Origin of the sequence: Nostoc sp. C110 (assembly GCF_043099725.1) — a bacterium.
GTDB lineage: Bacteria > Cyanobacteriota > Cyanobacteriia > Cyanobacteriales > Nostocaceae > Nostoc > Nostoc muscorum_A.
On record NZ_CP171142.1, the window covers coordinates 191067 to 211260 of the forward strand.

Genomic DNA, 20194 nt, shown 5'->3' on the forward strand with positions numbered 1-20194 from the left:
AAAAAACAGCTTTCAAATGCCAAAGGGATTTTTTTCTAGCCAGCCCCCTCCATAGGCAACACTTCTTCCAAGAGCCATTCATAAAATTCAGGAACTTGAGATTCCACAAGTCGCAGTTCATTTGCCGCGATCGCTTCAAGTTCCAGTACCGTCTCCCAGCGCAAATCCTCAACCCATCGCTTAAGGATGCCCTTAATCGCGTCCACCCCCTGCTTGATACCAGAGCGTAGCATTTCCACACAATGAAGTAGAGTAATGCGATCGGTCGGAGGCGACTCAAATTCGGTAGTATCCTCCCCTTGGCAATGGGAGTTCCCTCTAGCATCAAGGGGGGGGGTAGATACGGGCTGCTGATTGGGGTTTACGCTATACGCAGCAGGGGTTTGGGGAGCATAATAGGTTCGATTTTCTTTTTGATTACGCTTTTCCACGCGATGAGCAATTACATGCATTGCAAATTCTAATTCCTCTTTAGATAAAGAAAAAAGTTTCACCTGTTGACCGCGTTTACCTTGCTTACGGAAAGTCAGCTTTAGCCCCAGCTGCTCTATAAGAGTGCCTAGCAACCAAATAGGTTTACAGTCTAGGGGAATAGTAAACCCAAGAATTGCTTTGACGTGAGCAGCACAATGTATAGCGATCTCCGTCATCTTGAGCAAAGTGGGGTCATCGGCGGTAACTTCATCACCCTTCATTAAAGAAGTGAGAATTTGATGCAGTCCCAGGTTAAATCTAGCAAGCCAGCGTGCCGAGTAATTGCCCCAGTCGATGCACAAAGGTAGATTGTCGCGTTCGGTGCGGTCTTTTTGGGTGACAATTGTTGGTGGTGTAGGATAACTTTGCCCGGTTTTGGGGTCAGTAAACGATTCTTCGGGTGGGGCTAAAATTGCCTCAAGTCCAGCGATCGCTCTAATTAAGCGACCACCTTTATCCATTTCTACGAGTGATTCGGTTACTTCGATGCCGTAAGAATCAGAAATGCGAAACTTTTCACATTCAAAAATTTCATTAGGGTCAAGGTAATCTTTGCTCTGACGGGCGCGGTACTCACTCAAAGTAATATTCTTAGCCTTGGCAACAGCCGAATTGTGGGCACGATCCAAAGCTTGTGCTGCTGCTTTAAGATTTTCGAGAGACTGAGGATCTGAATCACTGCCCACATATATAAATGTATTGCCCATTTCGGTGAGGAGCGATCGCAAATCATCACGCAGATTATTGAGAGAATAGTGGCGGTTAGCCATAATTTGGCAGTAAGCCTCAAGCGCCCAATCTTTCTCTGCGCCCCGCTTGCCTGTTTGACGGTCAATCCGCAACAGAAAAGCGGTCATTTCATTGGTTTGGAGCAAGCGCTCTTTAATCTTGGTAGCATTGGTATCCTTGTAACCAAACGGAGGACGCGGGGCCACCCAAATATGAAACGGAACTTTCGGGCGATACCGGTACAGTTGTTGGGCACACTCAGTAGCGGTTTGGCTTACGCCGTGAAACACGCCAAACACTAAGTCAAAATGATACTCAGAAATATCGACACCAGTCCCCAGGCTAGGGGAAGTGAACAAGGCATCAAAGTTTTTGACGGCGTTGGTGATATCTTTGATGAAAGCGACATTCTCATCACTGCCAGAATTATCTGAATGAACCGACCAAATGCGGTATGAAGTCCTACGGGCTGGGCAAGGGGTAAGGGGAAAGGGGAAAGGGCGGAGGAGGAATCTGTTAATTCTTCCTTTTCCCGGTTACTGAGCGCAGTCGAAGTATCCCCTTTAACATGCACCCCGCCAAGTTCACTTGGCGAACTACTAGATTCTTCGTACTTGATAGTAAAGGATTTGTCGAGTTTTTTGATAAAACGCTTACTGTCACTTGCAACCATGACTTTCTCACCAAGCATTAGCGCTGCCGAGATTTGGGCGACTAGAGCGCTAGAATTATCCCCCTCGTACCAATAAATTGTGCGTGAACCGTTTCGCCATTCGTTTTTAATGATGTAAGGTACTTCACCTTTGGGTCGCATTGCAAGAAAGAAGTTTACCGTTAAATCATCCATGTGTGCATCGGCAATCACCACTAACGGCGCGTTGTATACTATATATTCCAGTACCTCCAAGATGGCGGCGCGATGTTGTTTGCAAGTATTACTGTGCAGTAGGTGGGTAAGGTATTGGCAGGCTTCATCTATAAATATGCAGCCGTAAGTGAGAGACTGAGTATTCAGCTTATGCAAGCTGTCAATAGTAATACTAAGGGCTTGAGCCTGAGCTAAACCTGTGTAACCCAAGTCGGAGTACATGGCTGTCTGCAAGCGTTCGGCAAGATTTTTCAACAAGTTAACCCGATGTCCATTGTTGAGGAACCGCGCGTCGGGGTTTTGGTCACGCCACCAGCGCATAAGTTCAGTTTTACCAGTGCCCATGTCGCTCCACAAGACTACTAGTCCTTTTTCTGGAAAACGGAAAGACTTTTTGGGATTTTGGGTACTGGGTTTGTGGTCAGGGCAGTCAGAAATTATTAACTCTTGTTTTCCTTCTCCCTCTTTACAGCTTGTAGAGCTAACACTTGGGGTAAACAATTTTTCTTCTGCGATATCATAAAGTGGCGGGACAGATGAACATTTTTCCTCCAGATCCGGAATGCAGAGTGCTTGGGTCAAATATTTAATATTGACTGTGACATCTGGTTTATATTTACTTAGTCCCCATTTTTTAGCCCGATACGAGCGCTGGTAATCGGCAAGTGATTTGGCATCGTCTATGATCGCAGTTAGTAAGACATCAGCATCTTCACCGCGACCAATTACAAAATCATCAACGCCTTTCTCTGGCCCCGGCAGTAATGCAACTTCACATTCACAACCAGCCGATTCGATTGCTTTTGCAGTGCGAACAGTGGCTTGAAACACCGACCACCTGGTTTTAGAAGAAGTTTCGTAGTCGAATAAAATAATGAACTTGCGCCCCGCCTGAGCCATTGGTACTAAGTCAGGATGCAACCGTTCATCAAAATCCCGTCTTCCGACCCGCCCGTTCCAAATTCCCGGAAGTGCGATCGCTACAAACCCTAAACTAAGCAAGCAAGCTGCTTTCTTCTCCCCTTCGCATAATATTATCGGAATCTCTGGATGCTGTTTCACCCACTCCCAAAATATTAGTGGATTGAGTTGATCCAGCAAGCGCAATGCTAAAAGCGAATGATAGCGCTTAATTAAATAACGCTTTGCAACTCTGTCCCAGATAGGGTTAGCCACATCAAAGTAGGTAACACGGTTGGGAGTTTTGGGTGGCGACTCGTATTTGACGGGTTTCCCTTTTTGCCAATCAATACGGGGGAAGTTCGGCTTAATCCGCCCCCACTCCATCGGTTGCCAGTTTTTAAAGGGGTCAAGTGACTGAATCCACGTCCCACCTAGTAATAGGTGCTGATACAGCTTTAAGTATCCATCTGTTACCCGACCCGCATTCTTACGTGGAATTTTATCAGATATGAACAGGAAATCATAAACTGATTCTCCTTCTACATGGAAAAAGTTGCGCTTAATTAACGCCGGATGAATGGCGCTACCAGCTAACAACTCATGGTATTCCTCTGCCGTGAGATTGTTTGGATATTCAGTTGTCGCTGAATTCATCGGTTCTCCCCTCGGAATTCCTTAGAGAGAACTCTTTCAAGCTGCGAAACTCTTGCTCTAGCCTGGATATTCCGAAAATTTCCCTTCGTCACAGCACAAAATTGCCATGCGAAAGCTGCACTCGACCCCATGCGCTCTACTACTGCGCCCTTAGGGTGTTCTCTGTTTATCACGATATTTTCCCCTGATTACTTGGTTGACAAGTTCAGAGGGGGTTGCATCAGTTATCAGTCAATAGTTAACAGTTATCAAGGATTGTAAATTATCAAGGATTGTAAATTTCAACTGATAACTGGTAATTGGTAACTGTTATTCGCGCTGCTACATCTTTTTTTAGCTATAAAATTCGCAATTTTTCTTCATCGAACTTAACTTTACAAAAACTTATGAATTTCGACAGCCAAAACTCACCGCAAGGAATGGACTTTCCAAGCGGTAGACCCTATAATGGATCTGGCAGCGCGGATTATACTCTCGGACAAATTTAGTAGTCGTCTCGGTCGCCAAACTTCAACGACAACTTATTTTGTTCCTTCGAGATCAACCCCGCTCTTGATAACTATGGGTTTTATAGAACGCACGAAGCGCCGCTCCTTAGTGGCGCTTTTTGCGTTAAATGTGCGTATTTTTGTAAAATCTTCACCTCTATGCCTCCTTTTAACTAGCTTGATTGTACAGAAGTTATGTCCGTCTGGAATCTAACATTATCCTGATTTTTTACTTTAAATCTTGCCACCTCCGTTAAGAACTGATTAAGAGATAGTCTGAGAATTTGTAAGATCCTCATATAGCGTGCGACATTGTTCAGTTGCAAAAGGGGCTTTGACTTAAGCGGCTATACCTGTATTCATGTCAGACTTAGGCTTTAACACTCAGAGATATAACTGAATCTAATGCAACTGTAAACTTACTAACTAAGCTAATTAGTAAGGGTAGATAGTTACTGAATTAACTACTGATTGGCTATGCAGTCAAGTCTGTCAATAAACTTAGTTTGACTGTAACTGGGAGAAGACACTGAAGATGTGCTTTTGCTACCTGTATAATTTAGCATTATAATCTTATAGCTTAAACAGACAATTTGGAAATAGGATATCTAATTAAGAATTATTAAAATGTAGATATTTTATTTAAGTAAAAATGAATATAAACTATTGACTATAGTGTACCTGCAATACAAGCTAATATGGTTGCTAGTAATAATTTAGACACAATAGACATAGAAGAAGTACTAAAATTTGTGGAAGAGCAAGTGCTTCAGCATACTGGAACTCGTCTGTCAGGAGCCGAAAAGCTTATAATCAAAGGGTCATGGGGTGGTAAAGACTATACTGACATAGCGCGTGAATCTGAATACAATACGTATTACTTGCAACAAAAGGTAGGCCCCCGATTATGGTTAATGCTGTCAGAAGCCTTCGGTGGAGTGAAGGTAAAAAAAACACACTTCAAAGAGATTTTACTTAAACAAATCAAAAAACATTATGTCCAACTTGAAGCATCTAAACTGAATAGCGATTCTTTAGTAGGCAAAACTAAATTTTATGGAGATTTTCCTAAATTAAAATCTTTTTGTGGTAGAGAAGAAGACCTAAACTGTCTAAAAAAACAAATTAGACTTTTTAATCAGCGTTGTATAACTTTAATAGGAGTTGGTGGAATTGGTAAAACTTATTTTGCAGCCAAGTTAGTAGAAGAAATAATTTTTGAGAACCCAAGCTTATACGATTATGTTGTTTGGAAAGAAGCTGATAATTGTTCTTCTATAGAGCAATTAGTTAATGAATTAATTGAGGTTTTAAATATAGAAAAAGGTACTAATAAGAGTTTAGATTATAAAATTTCTTTAATATCAAACCATCTATCCTTGCATCGTTGTTTATTAGTAATAGATAGTTTTGAGAAATTAGCTTCATCAGAAAGTTTTAAAAAAAGGATGGGGTATGAAAAGTTTTTTACTGAATTAGCAAAGGAACAAAAATATAGCTGCACAATTGTTATAAGCCAAATACCTTTAAAAGAGTTTACGCATGTAACAGCTAATTTACCTTTTTTATATTGGAAGTTGGAAGGTTTAGATCCCATTGCAGCCATGCAGATGCTATATGAAAAAGGATTATCTGGAGATGAATGCAAAAAACTAATTGAAATATATAGAGGTAATCCATCAGAGCTAGAGGCAGTTGCAGAGAAAATTCATCGTTTCTTTGGAGGAAACATCGAAAGTTTTTTTGAATATAGAACTACTGTAATTAGCTCTCGATTTCAAGCAATGCTACACAAGCAATTTGAGCCAAATGGTTTCTTGAATAATCTTCAAAAAGCAATATTAATTTATTTAGCAAAGGAATTAGAAAAAAATTCAAATCCTATACCTTTCACTAAACTGATTGATGATCTAAAAGATCAATTAGGTTTACATTTATCTATTTTTGAAATTATGGCAGATATAGATATATTAGAACAACGCTCATTAGTTGAAAGGAGCAATGATCCAGACAAAAAAGAAACTAGATATACTTTACAACCAGTCATTAAAAAATACATTTTAATTGATCCGCTTGGGCTAATTGATGAAAAGTCCAATAAACTCAAAAAATCTACACAAACGGTTAATATTTTGTGAGTTACTGTATAAACCCTTTTTGTAAGGAACGCCACAATCCTGACGAGCAAGAAATTTGTTTATCTTGTGGTAATCCCTTACTAATCAATGGGCGTATTCGTTTAGTACGTCCGTTAACATTTATACATAACAAATTCAATTATACGGATGTATTTGAGGTAGAAGATATTGGAATACATTCGTCAGAATCTCAAACAAGGATACTGAAAGTATTGTATTGGAATGATGATACTAAATACGCAGAGTTATTTCATAGGGAAGCTCTAATATTACAAAGCCTTAAGCATCCTGGAATTCCTAAGTCTCATAGAGAAGATTACTTTACTTTTACATTAAATGATGATCTGCTCAAGCTGCCTTGTATAGTAATGCAAAAGTTTGAAGGAGAGAATTTAAAGCAGTGGATAGAATCTCATGGAAAAATTACGGAAAAACTAGCATACAATTGGTTATTTCAATTAATTGAGATTCTTGACCTAGTTCATCGTTCTGGTTTTTTCCATAGAGATATAAAACCAGAAAATATTATTTTTCAACCGAATGGAGAACTAGCACTTGTTGATTTTGGAGGTGCGAGGGAAATTACAAAAACATATTTAGCAAAAGTTAGTACTAGTGGAGGAACTAGCACGGGTACTAGTCTCGGTTATGAAGTAACCACTGTTCGGACAGCATGTTACTCTCCTTTGGAGCAAATTAATGGGCAAGCTGTACCACAATCAGATTTTTATGCACTCGGTAGGACTTTAGTATATTCAGTAACTGGAATTTCTCTGGTTAAGATTAAGAGCGACGATGAAACAGGAAAATTACTTTGGAGAGATAAAGCACAGCATATAGATAAAAATATTGCTGATTTGATAGATGATTTAATGGCTCCTTTTCCAGGGCAACGTCCACAAAATACTCAAATAATTTTGCAGAGGTTACAAAGACTCCCTCTACAAAGTAAAATTCAGAAAATAACTACGTCTAAAACATTTAGAATTAGTGGAATAGTTGTTTCTTTAAGTTTAGGATTTCTGATATTTTTTAAAATTATTTTACCAGGGATAGCTAATGCTTTTGTATCTGAAGGAGAGAAGTTAGAAATAGCGAATGATTTCCAAAGAGCGCAAAATATTTTTACTTTTGCTAGGATGATTTATCCTCCAGCAAGATTTTCTATATCAAAATTTTACTTAGAACAAGCTTCTCGCCATATTAATAACTTGCAATTGGCTAAAAAATATTATGAATTAGCAATAAAATATAACGAGCGCGACGTAGATGCTTATAATAGTTTAGCTATAGTTTGTCGCCAGATGAGAGAAGTGAATTGTGCAATTAACAGCTATCAAAAGATATTAGAATTCAAAGCAGATTGGGAAGGATATTATAGATTAGGGAGCTTCTATGATGATGAAGGGAAAGAAGAATTAGCCCAAAAGCAATATGAAATAGCTATTAAACTTAACAAAAATGCAGTAGTTGCAATTAATAATTTATCTCGGTTAAAAAATCTAGAAAAGGACTACGAGCAAGCTGCTAAACTGGCGCTAGAGGGGTTAAGCAAAACCAAAGAACCCAAAACGCAAGCTACCCTATATAAAAACTTAGGATGGGCAAGATTGATGCAAAAAAACTATAGTGAGGCAGAGAAATATCTAGAAAAAGCGATTGATTTGGATAATGAAAGGATAGATGCTGTTTGCCTGCTATCTCAAGCGCAAGATGCATTAGATAAAATTGAGGAAACTAAACTTTGGTGGGAAGTTTGTATGATTGCTAAATCTAATATACCAGAAGTATATATTTGGAGACAGCAGTTAGTGGATAAATTTATTAATAATTTCAAGTCTCCTAGTTAAACGATATATTTTAATATTAATTATTAGCCATAGATAAATTTAATGCACATGTTATTTATGTTTACCATAAGAAAAGTTTTTCAAGCTGGATTTGCACTGGTAACATCAACTGTACTTTTTTCAAACTCTAACACTGTATTAGGCCAGTCCCCTAGAACAGTAAAAAGTTTATGCAACAAAAAGATTGGTCGAGTCTATATGGGAGATCGCTACTTGAAAGCAGGAACCCAACTTTGCCCAGGGGATGCCATTAACCCAGCCAATGGAGGCACGGTAAAAGCTTTGTGTTACTTGAATGGAGAATTTTTGAATTTTAAGCAGAAAACTATTTTTGATGACTCGATATGTGCAATACCACAAAATATTGTAGAGCTATGCACAGGAATTAATCCGAGTAGGTGTTATATCTCAAAAGGCCCTGATGAGGATAAAGAAGTACCAACGCTAATTAGTCCCTATGGCAGTTCAATGTTGAGTACCAGACCTGTAATTTCTTGGTATGGTGTTTCAGGTGCTACTAGTTATACAGTGATTGTTAAGGGTTATGAGTTTTATTGGGAGAAGACAGTAGATAAAGCAATTACTAGCTTGCCATACCCACAAGAACAAAAGCAGTTGCAGTTTGGTAATACTTACAAGTTTACTGTTCTTGCAAACTCTGGCGATACTCCTATTAGTTCTTCCGAACCGTTAGTAGTTAGTGTCTTACCTCAAGACGAGCAAAACAGGATTGTACAACAGTTAAAGCAGGTTAATGAATTAGAGTTGCCTCCAGATGAAGCTGCAATTTGGGATAAGGATGCTGTATATATGTCTAGAAGCCTTTTAAATGAAACAATTGAGACATTGAAAGCAAGAGCAACAGAGGGAAGTCAAAACCCTGCTATTTACCGAGTACTAGCAGATAGATATCTAGAAGCATGGCTACCAAATGAAGCTCTTCGTGAGTACAAAAAAGCAGCCCAACTAGCAAAAAGTACTAATAACTTAGAAGAACTAGCTCGTGTAGAAGAAGGACTCAAAATAATAGATTTTTACAACCATCCACCAACTAGCACGAAGCCAGCCCAAAAATAGGGATGGGAGTATTGAGGATTAGATGACAAACTTAACTGTGCTTGACGTAGTGCCTCTGCTTTAGTCAAACCATTTTTCAAACCTTTATAAAATTCTTGCATGAGCAAAGCGGTAGAGTTTTCATCTGCTAACCATAAGCTAGCGATTACACTCTGTGCGCCTGCTTGTGCGGCCACTCCAGCGATTCCCAAGGTTGAGCGCTTATTACCTTTGGCTGTCTGACAGGCGCTTAAAACTAATAATTCAATAGGATTGGCATCGCTTTGAGTTTTACCCTTGAGCAAACTATTAAATTCCAAAATGTTAATTACTTTGTCGTATGCTAATAATACAGTTTGCTCGGAGTTAGAACTAAACTGTCCATGAGTGCTGATATGAACAATTGGGAAATTATTTTTGCTCAGTTGTTCCTGAAACTGTAAACTAGTAAAACTTTCGTCTAGTAGCACTCTTGAGGAAGTAGTTTGTTTTTTGACATCTTTGACTTCTGTCACTACTCCTGGTAGCGGTTTCAAACCTCTTGGAGCATTTCGGTCGTTGAAACTGGGACTTTCTTTACTGAGTCCAGCGATTAAAGCGGTAAATTCATTTTTAGATAAAGATAATGGTGGTTGAATTTTAGAACCTAAAGTTTCTGCAACACTGTATTGGTTTATCAAATAGTTATTCCCATTATAAAGCAAACCCATCGGCAGACTTTGAAAAGATACATCTAAAGCAAATACTAGTGTTCCTGATGAGGGTAGATGTGTCTTAATAGGTGCAATCAGTAAATCATATAACTTTTGATAATAGGATATAATTGATGACTTATTTTTAGAAAATAGTTTAGGAGATTGCAATATTTCTAGCAAATTATTAACCTGTTCTCTAATTAATTTAGCATCAACAGAGTTGTAGTGAAGGGAGCGGTCAGTGGATTGGACGATTACTTCTATTGTGTCGCCTAAATCAATAATGTGAATTATTGCGGCGGTGTTAGGTAGCTTCTGAAGGCTGCTCAAAGGCACAAGATCAAGTTTGCCACATTTGAGAAAATTTTCTAACTGAGCTATTTGCAATCGTTCATTAGTCTGAATTACTAAGTCTAGATTTGGGTTAGGTGATGATAACAGCAATCGTATATATTCACGATAAACAGGTTCTACTTTCTCATAAAATGAAAACTGTAAATTCACGTTACCTGCTAAAAGATTAGCTCGAATTTGTGTCAAGTTATTAATCGCCGCAGCATAAGCTTGTTGCGCTTGTTGATATTTCCCCTGTTTGTAGTACCTCCGACCCAATTCGTGCTGCCACTCATACGCAATATCCCATGCATGAATTGATTGAGCCAAACCCATCGCCTCTTCAAGATAACGTAGCGATCGCTCTTGTTGTTTTTCTAATTTGCCCAGTGTTCCGTAAGCATTCGACATGAGCCTCTGTTCGTTAGTAGCCTTTGCTGTTTCCAAAGCTAATTGTGCGTATTCAAGCGCTACTGAATGTAATTGCTCGTCTGGAATTTCGTTGAGACTTTTGGCAAAGTGAATACGGATATAGACAGATTGGTTAGGGGGTAATTCAGAGAATACAAAAGAATTTTTTAGTATTGCCTCTACAGAAGGTCGAATCTGTTGATTGATTCGAGTTTTAATGGCGGTTAACTGTGTATTGCCTAAGTTAGACTCCTCTGTTAACCATTTTTCAAAGTCCAATAGTAAGCTCAAGCGGTGTAGTTGTGCCTGAAGTTTGATTGGTATTGGTGCGCTTGAAGTATCAATCAATGATTGGTAATCATTCAGTGCTTTGAGCGCCTGTGTTTGAATGAAGTTAACAGCTTCTTTCTTGAAGACTGGTTCTTCAATCCAGGTATACCTATTTCGTACTTGTTGGTAAATATAATGCTCACTGGCAGCTAACGAAAGCTTGATTCCACTGGTATCGTTTGTTAATGTTGCCTGTTGAGTAAGCGATAATGTTGACTGCAAAACCATAACAGATTCATTGAGCTTCCCTATAAGACGTAAAGCATCTCCTAAATTATGCAATGCGAGTAAGTTAACTGGAGTTGGTTCTACTTTTTGAATCGATGCTTGAAGTTTTTGTGCCGTTAATTCATCTGATTGATTTGACTGGGAATCACAAATCCACTTATCCATTTTCAAAGCTTCCAAGACTGTCTTGCAGGCACGGGGGTATAAACCCAAAGCTTGTAACGCTAGATTTTGATTGGTCAAGTTGCCGATAACACCTTCAGTTAAATGAAGTTGACCATAAATTTTTGCAGCTTCCTTCCATGTATCGTAAGCTTCATCTGCTTGCCCTTGATTGAGTAACTCGTGTCCTTTTTGAGTTAGTTGTTGTGCTTTGCGATGTTGCGTTTCTTCGCTTCCTCCAACAGTTGTAGCACTCACACTCATCACTAAAGCGATACTGATGCCTAGAACTGAGTACTTAGACCAACATCGATATTTAATCATCTTTTTACTTTTGTACGGTTGCAGAACACGAAGGAGTAGACAAAGAGTTATTCGCAGTGGTTGGATTAGCTTGTGCGGTCAAGACTACTTCACCGTTAGCATTTTTTATCCAGCCTTGGGCCTCTACAATGCTTGTCGGTTCTTTATTTACTAATGAGTTTGTTTGGTCTAAATTATCAGCAGACATAGGAATAGAATTTTCCTGCCAACCACCACTGCTATAGAATTGCTCCTTAGAATCCCCTCCTCCAGTACCACTATTCACAAATGTACTTACCCCGTTGCCAGAATGCCCCTGACATACTGACACAATTTGCGGCTGTTGCGCGAGATATTCTGGTTGTGCTTTAGTTTGATTGAGATTTCCGTTTTGAAAGTTAATCTGTACTGTACCGTCAATTCCAAGCTTGGAACTGGCGGTGATTTGGGTGTCGGGGGAAGTAAAAGATCCTTTGGCATCGATACGAATGTTGCCCCCGCGTCCCTGGTATGCGTTCGCTGTGATGGCGCTGTTGTCCGTGGCTGCCAATATGTCCGTGTCAATACGAATGTTGCCGCCGTTGCTAGAACCGCCTTGTATACCAGCAGTTGTAGAAATTTTACTAGAACGTAGCTGCAATAGCGAGGAGGATAAAAATATGTTGCCGCCCTGTCCTAATATACTTGCTGCTGCAATATTGGAATTGTCTAAGTTAATGTTGTTGGCACTAATGATTAAATTTCCTGCATTGCTAGTTCCAAAGCTACTTACATTAATTAGTGTATTCTCTTTAAGACTTAAACGATTAGTATTGATTATTATATCACCAGCATCTCCATCAGTAACTGTTGGTAATCCTAGTAATTGCTGTATTTCATTTGAAGTAAAGGCTGCTGTTGATGATATACCAAAAGGTTGATTATAAAGTAATCCATTAGAATTTTCTCGTGTTATATCTATAGAGTTGGAAGCATTCACTATAACGCTCCCTGCATTGCCTTTTCCTAAAGTATAAGAATTAATATTACTGCCATTTTGTAAAAGAACTTTTGTTGTATTAACTGTTAAAGTGCCAGCGTTTCCAGTACTGAAAGCTCCAACGGCTAACTGGGTTGATGCAAGAGGGACAAAAGGATTAAACCCACTTAGTTGAACACTCTGGTCGGCATTAATAGTTAAATTTCCTCCTTTGCCTGCTCCAAATGTTCCAGATATTATTGTTCCTCCACTGGAACTTGTGAGTTGTCCTGCATTAATTATTATTTCTCCGCCTTTACCAGAAGAAAAAGTATAATTACCAATGCCACTAGTAATAGTAGGATCAATAGAAGAAAATCCTACTATTTTTGCCGATTCAGAAATATTTAAAATTATATTGCCACCATTTGCTTGGGTGAAAGTTTTAACACTTATAGCCGCTCCATCTTGAATAACTAAATTTTTTGCTGTAACTTCAACATTACCTGCATTTCCTGCTACTGTTTCATTAAAAAGTCCACTAATGCTTTTTTTATCAGAAGAAACCCCACTTAATTCTAAAGAGTCAAAGGCATTTACATTTATCGTTGCTCCTGTTTCACTTCCTTGATTTTGAATCAATGCCACTGAACCGTCAGTTAATGAAATCTGCTTGCCTACCAGATGTATTGATGAACCGCCATTAGTCCCGCTTGCATCTATTAAGGCTTGTTGAGAGAATGTAATATTCAGAAAGTTTTGTACATTCTTATAATCAAATATCCAGCCAGTGGAAGTAGAATTAAGGTTAACTTCACCAGTTTCGACACTACCTAGTTCAATGTTTCCTCCAGGAGCCGTTAAAATACCACCCGATAGGTTAACATTGCTTCCTATTAAAGCTAGGGTTTTTCCTTGAAACACACGTAAACCATTAGAATTAGAACTAGATTCTAAAACTGGAGACAACAAGGTGTTATTAAAATTATGTCCTGTGCCTTGCACAATAATTGAGCCTGGAGATTTACCAAGTTGTAAACCAATTGGAAGGCTAATAGTCAGTATTGGTGTAATTTGAGCGTTTGTGGCACTGAACTTAAATTTATCAGCAAAGGTAATACTATCTGCCGTGCTGCCAATAAATGAACCCCCAACATTTAGCGAGGCATTAGTCCCAAAAATAATTCCATTCGGATTGATCAAAAACAGGTCAGCAGTACCGTTAGCTTTAAGTATACCGTCAATATTTGATATGGATGAACCTGTTACCCGGCTAAAGATATGCTGAATGTCAGTTGCATTATTGAAATAAGCAGTATCTCCAGTTGTAACAGAAAATTTTTCAAAACTGTGAAACAGATTATTACCCGTTCTCGTACCTCCATTAATAGTATGAATATTATCCTGATTTATTACTTGGGAGTTGGAGGGCAACGAAGTATCAGGAACAATTTCCGCAATAGCCTGTGTAGACAATAAACAGTGTAAAGTAATATTCACAAAGAGATATAATTTTATTTTCTGCATTTTTATCTTCATTAAACTGTTGCTAACCAATGGAATGGTTTTTGTTTCATGTATAGAGATAAAGGTGGGAATAATATATTTAATTTTGTCTTCAGCCAAAAATTTCAATTCATACTGCAATATGCAACGTCTATATTTGATTGGGTATGCCATTCAATCGCTTATTCTTTGGTTACAGAGAGGACAGGCTTTCTCATATTTACGGCCTGCTCTACAATATCGGCTGCACGAATAACTCCCCCAGCACGATTAATAGCTATTTGTAATTTAGAAGCATTTTTTTTGTAAACATCCTCTGTCATTAATTTTTGAATGGTACTTCGTAGCCGGGGAATACTTAATTGAGATAGTTGTACTACTTCTCCAACGCCTGTCCATACCAAACGTGCTGCTATTCCTAGCTGATCATTAGCAATTGGAATAGCCAGCATTGGAACGCTGTTACTTAAAGATTCTAAAACTGTATTCAAACCTGCATGAGTAATTGTAATGGTTGCTTTTTTTAGCAATTCCAGTTGTGGTGCGTAATTAACAACTAGCAAAGAGCCAGGCATTTTTTGTAGCAATTCAGAGCAATTGGAACCACCAAGGGAAATTACTAGCTGAACGTCTAAATCAGCGCAAGCTTCTGCAATACAACGAAAAATATAATGCTGGCGATTCTGCAAAGTTCCAAGTGACGCATAGATTAACGGTTGCTCTGTTAACTTTTCATAAGGAAAAGGTATAGGTTCTCGCCCTGATATGTCTTGATAGGGGCCAGTGAAATGAAAGCATTTAGGTAAATCCTTTCTTGGAAATTCAAACTCAACAGGTAATTGGCTTAGTTGAGCGAGTCGTGAAAAGCTATCCTTTTGAGGGGTGTCACGGTAGAGGGGTAGATCCCATGATCGGCGATATTCGTCTAAAACTTGTGTAATTGGTTGTGTAAGACGCTTCATTAACAAGTAAGCTGCTTTATTACGTAAACACGCCCACCATGCTGTGTTATAACTCCAGGGTGTGAAAAAAGGGGGAATTGTGTCTTCTTGATTAACTGGTAAAGCATTGCAAACAGTAACAAAAGGAATTTGTAGATATTCTGCAATAGTCTCACCTCCTATTGTAGTTTGGTCTACTAACAATGCTTCTACACCAGCATTTTTAAGAGCTTGTGGTGCTTCACTAAGTAGTAGATGCACCTCCTCTTTCATCAGGTTGAGAATATATTTAAAAGCTGTAAACCCGCTCAGTTCACCTAACTCTGCCAAAGAATGTATGTTTGCGTCTTGAGGGGATCTAGATTTTGTAATATAACAATAGTCTAATCCTGCCGCTAATATTTTGGATTCAACATCAGCTACTGCCAAGAGCGTCACACAATTTCCACGTCTTTGTAATTCACGTCCTAAAGCAATCATCGGGTTTAAGTGCCCATCTGTTGCAGGGCAAAGGATACCAAAGTGAGTCATGCATGAAACTCCTGTCTGAAATTATAACTATCAAAGAGTCCTTATTTTAAATCTATTAATTAATAAACTCAAAGTTATATAAAAGCCAAGCCCACTCAACTTTTAGTCTAGAGTAGAAGAGGGTTCGTAAAAAGAAAAATGATTTGTCTAATCGACAGTTAATATTTTTAAATTAAGAATCACTACGAAAAGTTAGCTAATAGTCGCTAACTTAAATGGGATCAGTACCAAAAATTGCAATACTATATATTTTCATAAAAAATCAAGCCAGACATTATTAATCAATATCATGAATCGGAACTATTCGGATTTATTTAATTTTAATTATGGCTAAAGTTATAAATATTGATAATTCCTTTTATCCCCTTAGATAGATAAAATATTAAAAAGCATTGAACTGCACAAAAAGTAAATTCAATCTTTTATCATGTTCTTTTGATTGAGTCAATAGCTGCTAAAAAATCTTCAAGAGGATCAATAGAGAGTTACCAGTTTGGGTTGCTGTAGCACTCACTTTATGATCAATAAAGCCAAAACCAACAAAAATATTGCATTGCAGCAAAGCAATATTTGCATTGCTGATGTATTCTTCATGTTTGACCAATCTAAAAATTGATTCCTTTTATAATAAAAAACTCTCACAAGAGGAAAGTCTATGCCAGTGAAGATCGGGATTATAATATTGAACTTAAGCTGTAGAGCATCTGTGAAAAAAGACCGAGAGAAAGTGCCTTTTGTCAATCAGCTAAAATACTCAAAAGTATTTTAACAATAATGATAACCGCAACTGGGTTGGGGAAAGAGGGGAGTGTCAGACTTAGGCGTGGTTAAATATCTTCTCAAGCCAGCCACTAAGTTGGATTTATTACCTTGGACTCATTGGTGCAGACACTTGTGCAATCTAAGCTCTCACAAGTGGCCCCTTTGAGAGCATTTTTGTGCTTTGCAAGGGTGCGATGGCGTAACCGCCCGCCAGATAATGTTGGCGAATATAATATAGAGTTGTAGTTTTAAGTATTACGTCAGCTTAAACCTTCAATCTGTCGTTGCGACTTTTAATTGTAACACTTTTGTTTCTGCGTTTGTAATACTTTCGCCAACAGTATCCCGCCAGAGGCGATCGCAGCCTGTACTATTCTGTAGATAGAACATTTGAGCCTTGCCTTGAATTATGGGCTATCGTCTTCAACGTATATAGATATGGAAACAGCAGATGTAATTGTGATTGGAAGCGGTCAGGGCGGAATTCCACTTGCAGCTGACTTTGCATCATCAGGTCGAAACGTCGTTCTATTTGAGCGTGATGCATTGGGTGGCAGTTGTATAAACTATGGTTGCACACCTTCTAAAGCCTTTCTAGCCTCTGCTCATGCCGCAGGTCGCGCAGGGCAAGCCGCGAAGCTAGGCATACACGCACAGGTTGAAGTCGATTTTTCTGCGGTGATGGAGCGTGTGCGTAGTATTCGCAGCCAGTTTAACCAGGGTGTCAAACGGCGACTAGACAATGCAGGGGTTAGAGTTGTCTGCGCTGAAGCTGCTTTCACTGGAGAGCGAACTGTAAGTGGAGGAGGTATGACTGTGCAGGCTCCAATCATTGTTATCAACACAGGGACATCCTCCACCATTCCTGACTTTCCCGGTTTAGCTGGAACGCCTTATCTGACCAACCGAAATTTCTTTGATTTGCAGCAGATTCCGCCCCGGTTGCTCGTGGTCGGCGGTGGTTATATTGCCCTGGAGTTAGGGCAGGGAATGGCGCGTTTAGGGAGCCAAACCGAATTGATTGTGCGGGGCGATCGCTTGCTGGCTCAAGAAGAATCCGATGTCAGTGCTGTGCTTGCTGATGCTTTTGAGCAAGACGGAATTGGACTGCATTTCAATGTGACGGTTCAGCAGGTTGCTTATACCAATCGTGTGTTTACCCTAACGCTGAACAATGGTGAAGTACTAGATGGAGAAGCATTGCTGATTGCGACTGGGCGCAAACCGAATACTCAGGCATTAAATTCTGCGGTGACAGGTGTTGAATTAGATGCACAGGGTTTTATTAAAATCGACGAGCAATTTCAAACGACTTGCGCTGGGATTTATGCGATCGGAGATGCTGCCAAGCAGCCTGCTTTTACCCATGTTTCTTGGGAAGACTATCGTCGCTTGAAAGCTATTCTGTGTGGCGAACACCGGACACGCAACGATCGGGTGTTAGGCTATGCCGTCTACACAGAGCCACAAGTGGGTCGAGTGGGTATGACGTTAGAGCAGGCTCACAAACAGGGCATTACTGCCCGTGAAGTCACCCTGCCAATGGCTCATATTGCCCGTAGCATTGAGTGGGGGCACGATTTGGGTTTCTACCGCATGGTCATCGACACCCAGACGAATTTGATTTTAGGAGCAACGCTGGTTGGTTACGAAACGGCTGAACTGGTGCATGTCTTTTTGTCACTTATGGAAGCGAAAGCAACGTGGCAGGTACTTGAACAATCGGTTCACATTCACCCAACTTACGGTGAGGCATTGCCCAGTCTTGCAAGGCTACTCGTTGGAGATGATATGCCAACCTGTCCCAATATGTAACAAAGGAGCAACCAATAACTACTAACTTGAAGATGGGCGAACGCTTCAAGATATCTGCAAGGGGTCGTATATTGATCAGTGCAAAGACTCTCAGTGTCAAGATAACCCAGGCGAAATTCTAACAACGACTCTTGTACTCCAAATAAAGTCATACATTTTGCAATACTCACGGTCAAATAATCAAGCATTAGCCGTTGTTTTACCCGTGTGTTGAAGAGGGTATTTCTAGAATAAGCTGAAATTTAATTCAGTTGTCAGAATTGAATTCAGGCTTTTGACAACTGAAGTTTTTCTTATTAACTGTGGTATTCGGCTGATTTTCGTTAAAGTATTCTTTCATCGGTGCAAAATATAAAAAGCAATGAAAAACCCCAACCTGTTTAAAGGATGGGGGCATAAATAAAAACTCTATATTTCCATGATGACACAACTCAATATTGCTACGAGCCAATTGGTACTGGAGGTGGAATAATGAACAAACCACTATCCAGACGCAAGAGAGTTATCCCTGGGGCATCTGAGGAACCAAAGCTAGCAACCGACTCTGCTGCCGAAAATACTTCTGAGCAAGATAACCCAGCCTCAGCAACGATTACGGTGACGGCTGTTGAAGTAACAGAGTTGACCCAGGAAGAACAAAGCTTACGCCTGCATTTAGAACACCGTGTGGAGAGAGCATTTTTAGAGGCAGGTCAGGCGCTGATGGAGTTGAGAGACAGACGGCTATACCGTTCCACGCACCAGACTTTTGAAGAATACTGCCGCGTTCGCCCTTGGCGTTGGCGAAGCCATCGCTTTAATTATAGTCGTGACGCGGCTTACTTGAAGATTTCAGCTACTGTGGTTTATGAGAATCTTCAAAAGTTTTTGCCGACCATTGGTCGGCAAATTCCAATGCCGACCAACGAACGACAATTGCGCTTTTTGGCGAAAGCCGAGTTGGAACCGGCTGTGCAAGCGGATGTTTGGCAGCAGGCAGTAGAGCAAGCTGGCAATAAGATTCCATCTGGTCGCATAGTGAAAGACGTAGTGGATAGGATACGCGAAAGTCCGAAAGTACCCAATCCTTACCATATTGGTGAAATATGCATTCTTTTGCCAAAGGATAACCCAGACTTGAGAGGTAAAGCGGGTTATTGGGGCGTAGTCAGCCATGTTGGAGAATACAGTTGTACAGTCCAGACATGGGACGGTGACTACACGGTAAAAATCGAACACCTGAAATCACTGGAATTGCTTGACGAAGATTGCCAATTCATGCAGCAGCTATGTGTGAGGTTACAGCAGTTGCATCAAGTGGCCAGGCGTGACGAGGCTGTGGATTGGCTATTGCAGGGGTTGGGGAAACAAGCAAAACCTTATTTATCTTCGTTGCAAGCAAAATTGCTGGCGGCTATGGAACGGGAGTACAAAATCGAGTGGAGGCAACAGAAATGATGGTGCAGCGAGGAAACAATAATTTAATGCAACAAAGTTTACCTAACAAGTTCACTTTCAAATATTTCTCGCCACAATTCAAATTCTGGACAATTACACCAAAGGGTAAGGAACCCATCAAAAAGTTTAGTTTCTGAATTTTGAACTCCCCTTGGGAGAACTTGGATCAAGATAGGAATATCCAAATCACATGTCCAATTTTCTATTTCTTTTTGAATTTGGGCAATAGTGTCTTGATGGAATCCTCGGTCGTTGTTAGAACACTGAACAAGTAAACATCCACTATCAGAATCTTTGACTCGCTTGAGCGAGAAATTAATCTGCGTCCACATTGATTGGACTTCATTCAAAATATTAGGCAAACCATAGTGATTGCCTAATATCGCCTTTCGGCGTTTCGATTCACCCATAAGTCCCCCTCAGCAATACAAATTTTGACAAGGATGACGAAGAAGATAAGAAATCTCCTGACGACGAGTAAGCTCAATAGCGCTCAGACTAACCCTCTGGGGGTTATTAACTACTAATACTATTGTAACGATAAATCAATGTTTCAAGCATTTTGCAGTTGCAAGAATTGGGGATTTTGCCAAATTTACCAAAAGCTGAAAACTATTGGCTG

At 39.7% G+C, this 20194-nt stretch carries 9 protein-coding genes and 1 pseudogene; 5 read left to right on the forward strand and 5 right to left on the reverse strand.

Annotated elements, in window-relative coordinates:
- Positions 1–35: 35 nt before the first annotated feature.
- Positions 36–3628, reverse strand: a pseudogene (locus tag ACFFRD_RS03835) (plasmid replication protein, CyRepA1 family).
- Between the two features lie 1186 nt (positions 3629–4814).
- Here ACFFRD_RS03835 and ACFFRD_RS03840 point away from each other — a divergent pair.
- The 3 genes from ACFFRD_RS03840 to ACFFRD_RS03850 all read left to right on the forward strand — a co-directional run bounded on the left by ACFFRD_RS03840 (position 4815) and on the right by ACFFRD_RS03850 (position 9181).
- Positions 4815–6254 carry an NB-ARC domain-containing protein gene (locus tag ACFFRD_RS03840; RefSeq protein WP_392476405.1) on the forward strand — a complete coding sequence of 480 codons (1440 nt, stop codon included), beginning with the start codon at positions 4815–4817 and terminating at the stop codon, positions 6252–6254.
- On the forward strand, positions 6251–8104 hold the full coding sequence (locus tag ACFFRD_RS03845) for a tetratricopeptide repeat protein (RefSeq protein ID WP_392476406.1): 1854 nt from the start codon (positions 6251–6253) through the stop codon (positions 8102–8104). The genes ACFFRD_RS03840 and ACFFRD_RS03845 overlap by 4 nt, the downstream gene beginning before the upstream one ends.
- 198 nt (positions 8105–8302) lie before the next feature.
- Positions 8303–9181 (forward strand): tetratricopeptide repeat protein, encoded by an 879-nt coding sequence (locus ACFFRD_RS03850; RefSeq protein ID WP_392476407.1) that lies wholly within the window; start codon positions 8303–8305, stop codon positions 9179–9181.
- Here the strand turns inward: ACFFRD_RS03850 and ACFFRD_RS03855 are convergent.
- The 3 genes from ACFFRD_RS03855 to ACFFRD_RS03865 form a co-directional block, all read right to left on the reverse strand.
- Positions 9139–11643 (reverse strand): CHAT domain-containing protein, encoded by a 2505-nt coding sequence (locus ACFFRD_RS03855; protein ID WP_392476409.1) that lies wholly within the window; start codon positions 11641–11643, stop codon positions 9139–9141. The genes ACFFRD_RS03850 and ACFFRD_RS03855 overlap by 43 nt on opposite strands.
- 4 nt (positions 11644–11647) lie before the next feature.
- Complete coding sequence (locus ACFFRD_RS03860; RefSeq protein ID WP_392476410.1) at positions 11648–14206, reverse strand: filamentous hemagglutinin N-terminal domain-containing protein; 2559 nt, start codon at positions 14204–14206, stop codon at positions 11648–11650.
- Between the two features lie 62 nt (positions 14207–14268).
- Positions 14269–15558 carry a glycosyltransferase gene (locus ACFFRD_RS03865; protein WP_392476412.1) on the reverse strand — a complete coding sequence of 430 codons (1290 nt, stop codon included), beginning with the start codon at positions 15556–15558 and terminating at the stop codon, positions 14269–14271.
- A gap of 1200 nt (positions 15559–16758) precedes the next feature.
- Here ACFFRD_RS03865 and ACFFRD_RS03870 point away from each other — a divergent pair.
- The gene (locus ACFFRD_RS03870) at positions 16759–18135 is read left to right on the forward strand and encodes a dihydrolipoyl dehydrogenase family protein (RefSeq protein WP_392476413.1); all 1377 of its coding nucleotides are present in this window, start codon (positions 16759–16761) and stop codon (positions 18133–18135) included.
- 471 nt (positions 18136–18606) lie between these two features.
- A complete protein-coding gene (locus ACFFRD_RS03875; protein ID WP_392476415.1) occupies positions 18607–19572 on the forward strand; it encodes a hypothetical protein in 966 nt (321 codons plus the stop codon).
- A gap of 38 nt (positions 19573–19610) precedes the next feature.
- On the opposite strand, the gene ACFFRD_RS03880 is transcribed toward ACFFRD_RS03875, so the two are convergent.
- Positions 19611–19982: a hypothetical protein gene (locus ACFFRD_RS03880; RefSeq protein WP_335033761.1), complete on the reverse strand. Its 372-nt coding sequence runs from the start codon at positions 19980–19982 to the stop codon at positions 19611–19613.
- Between the last annotated feature and the right edge of the window lie 212 nt (positions 19983–20194).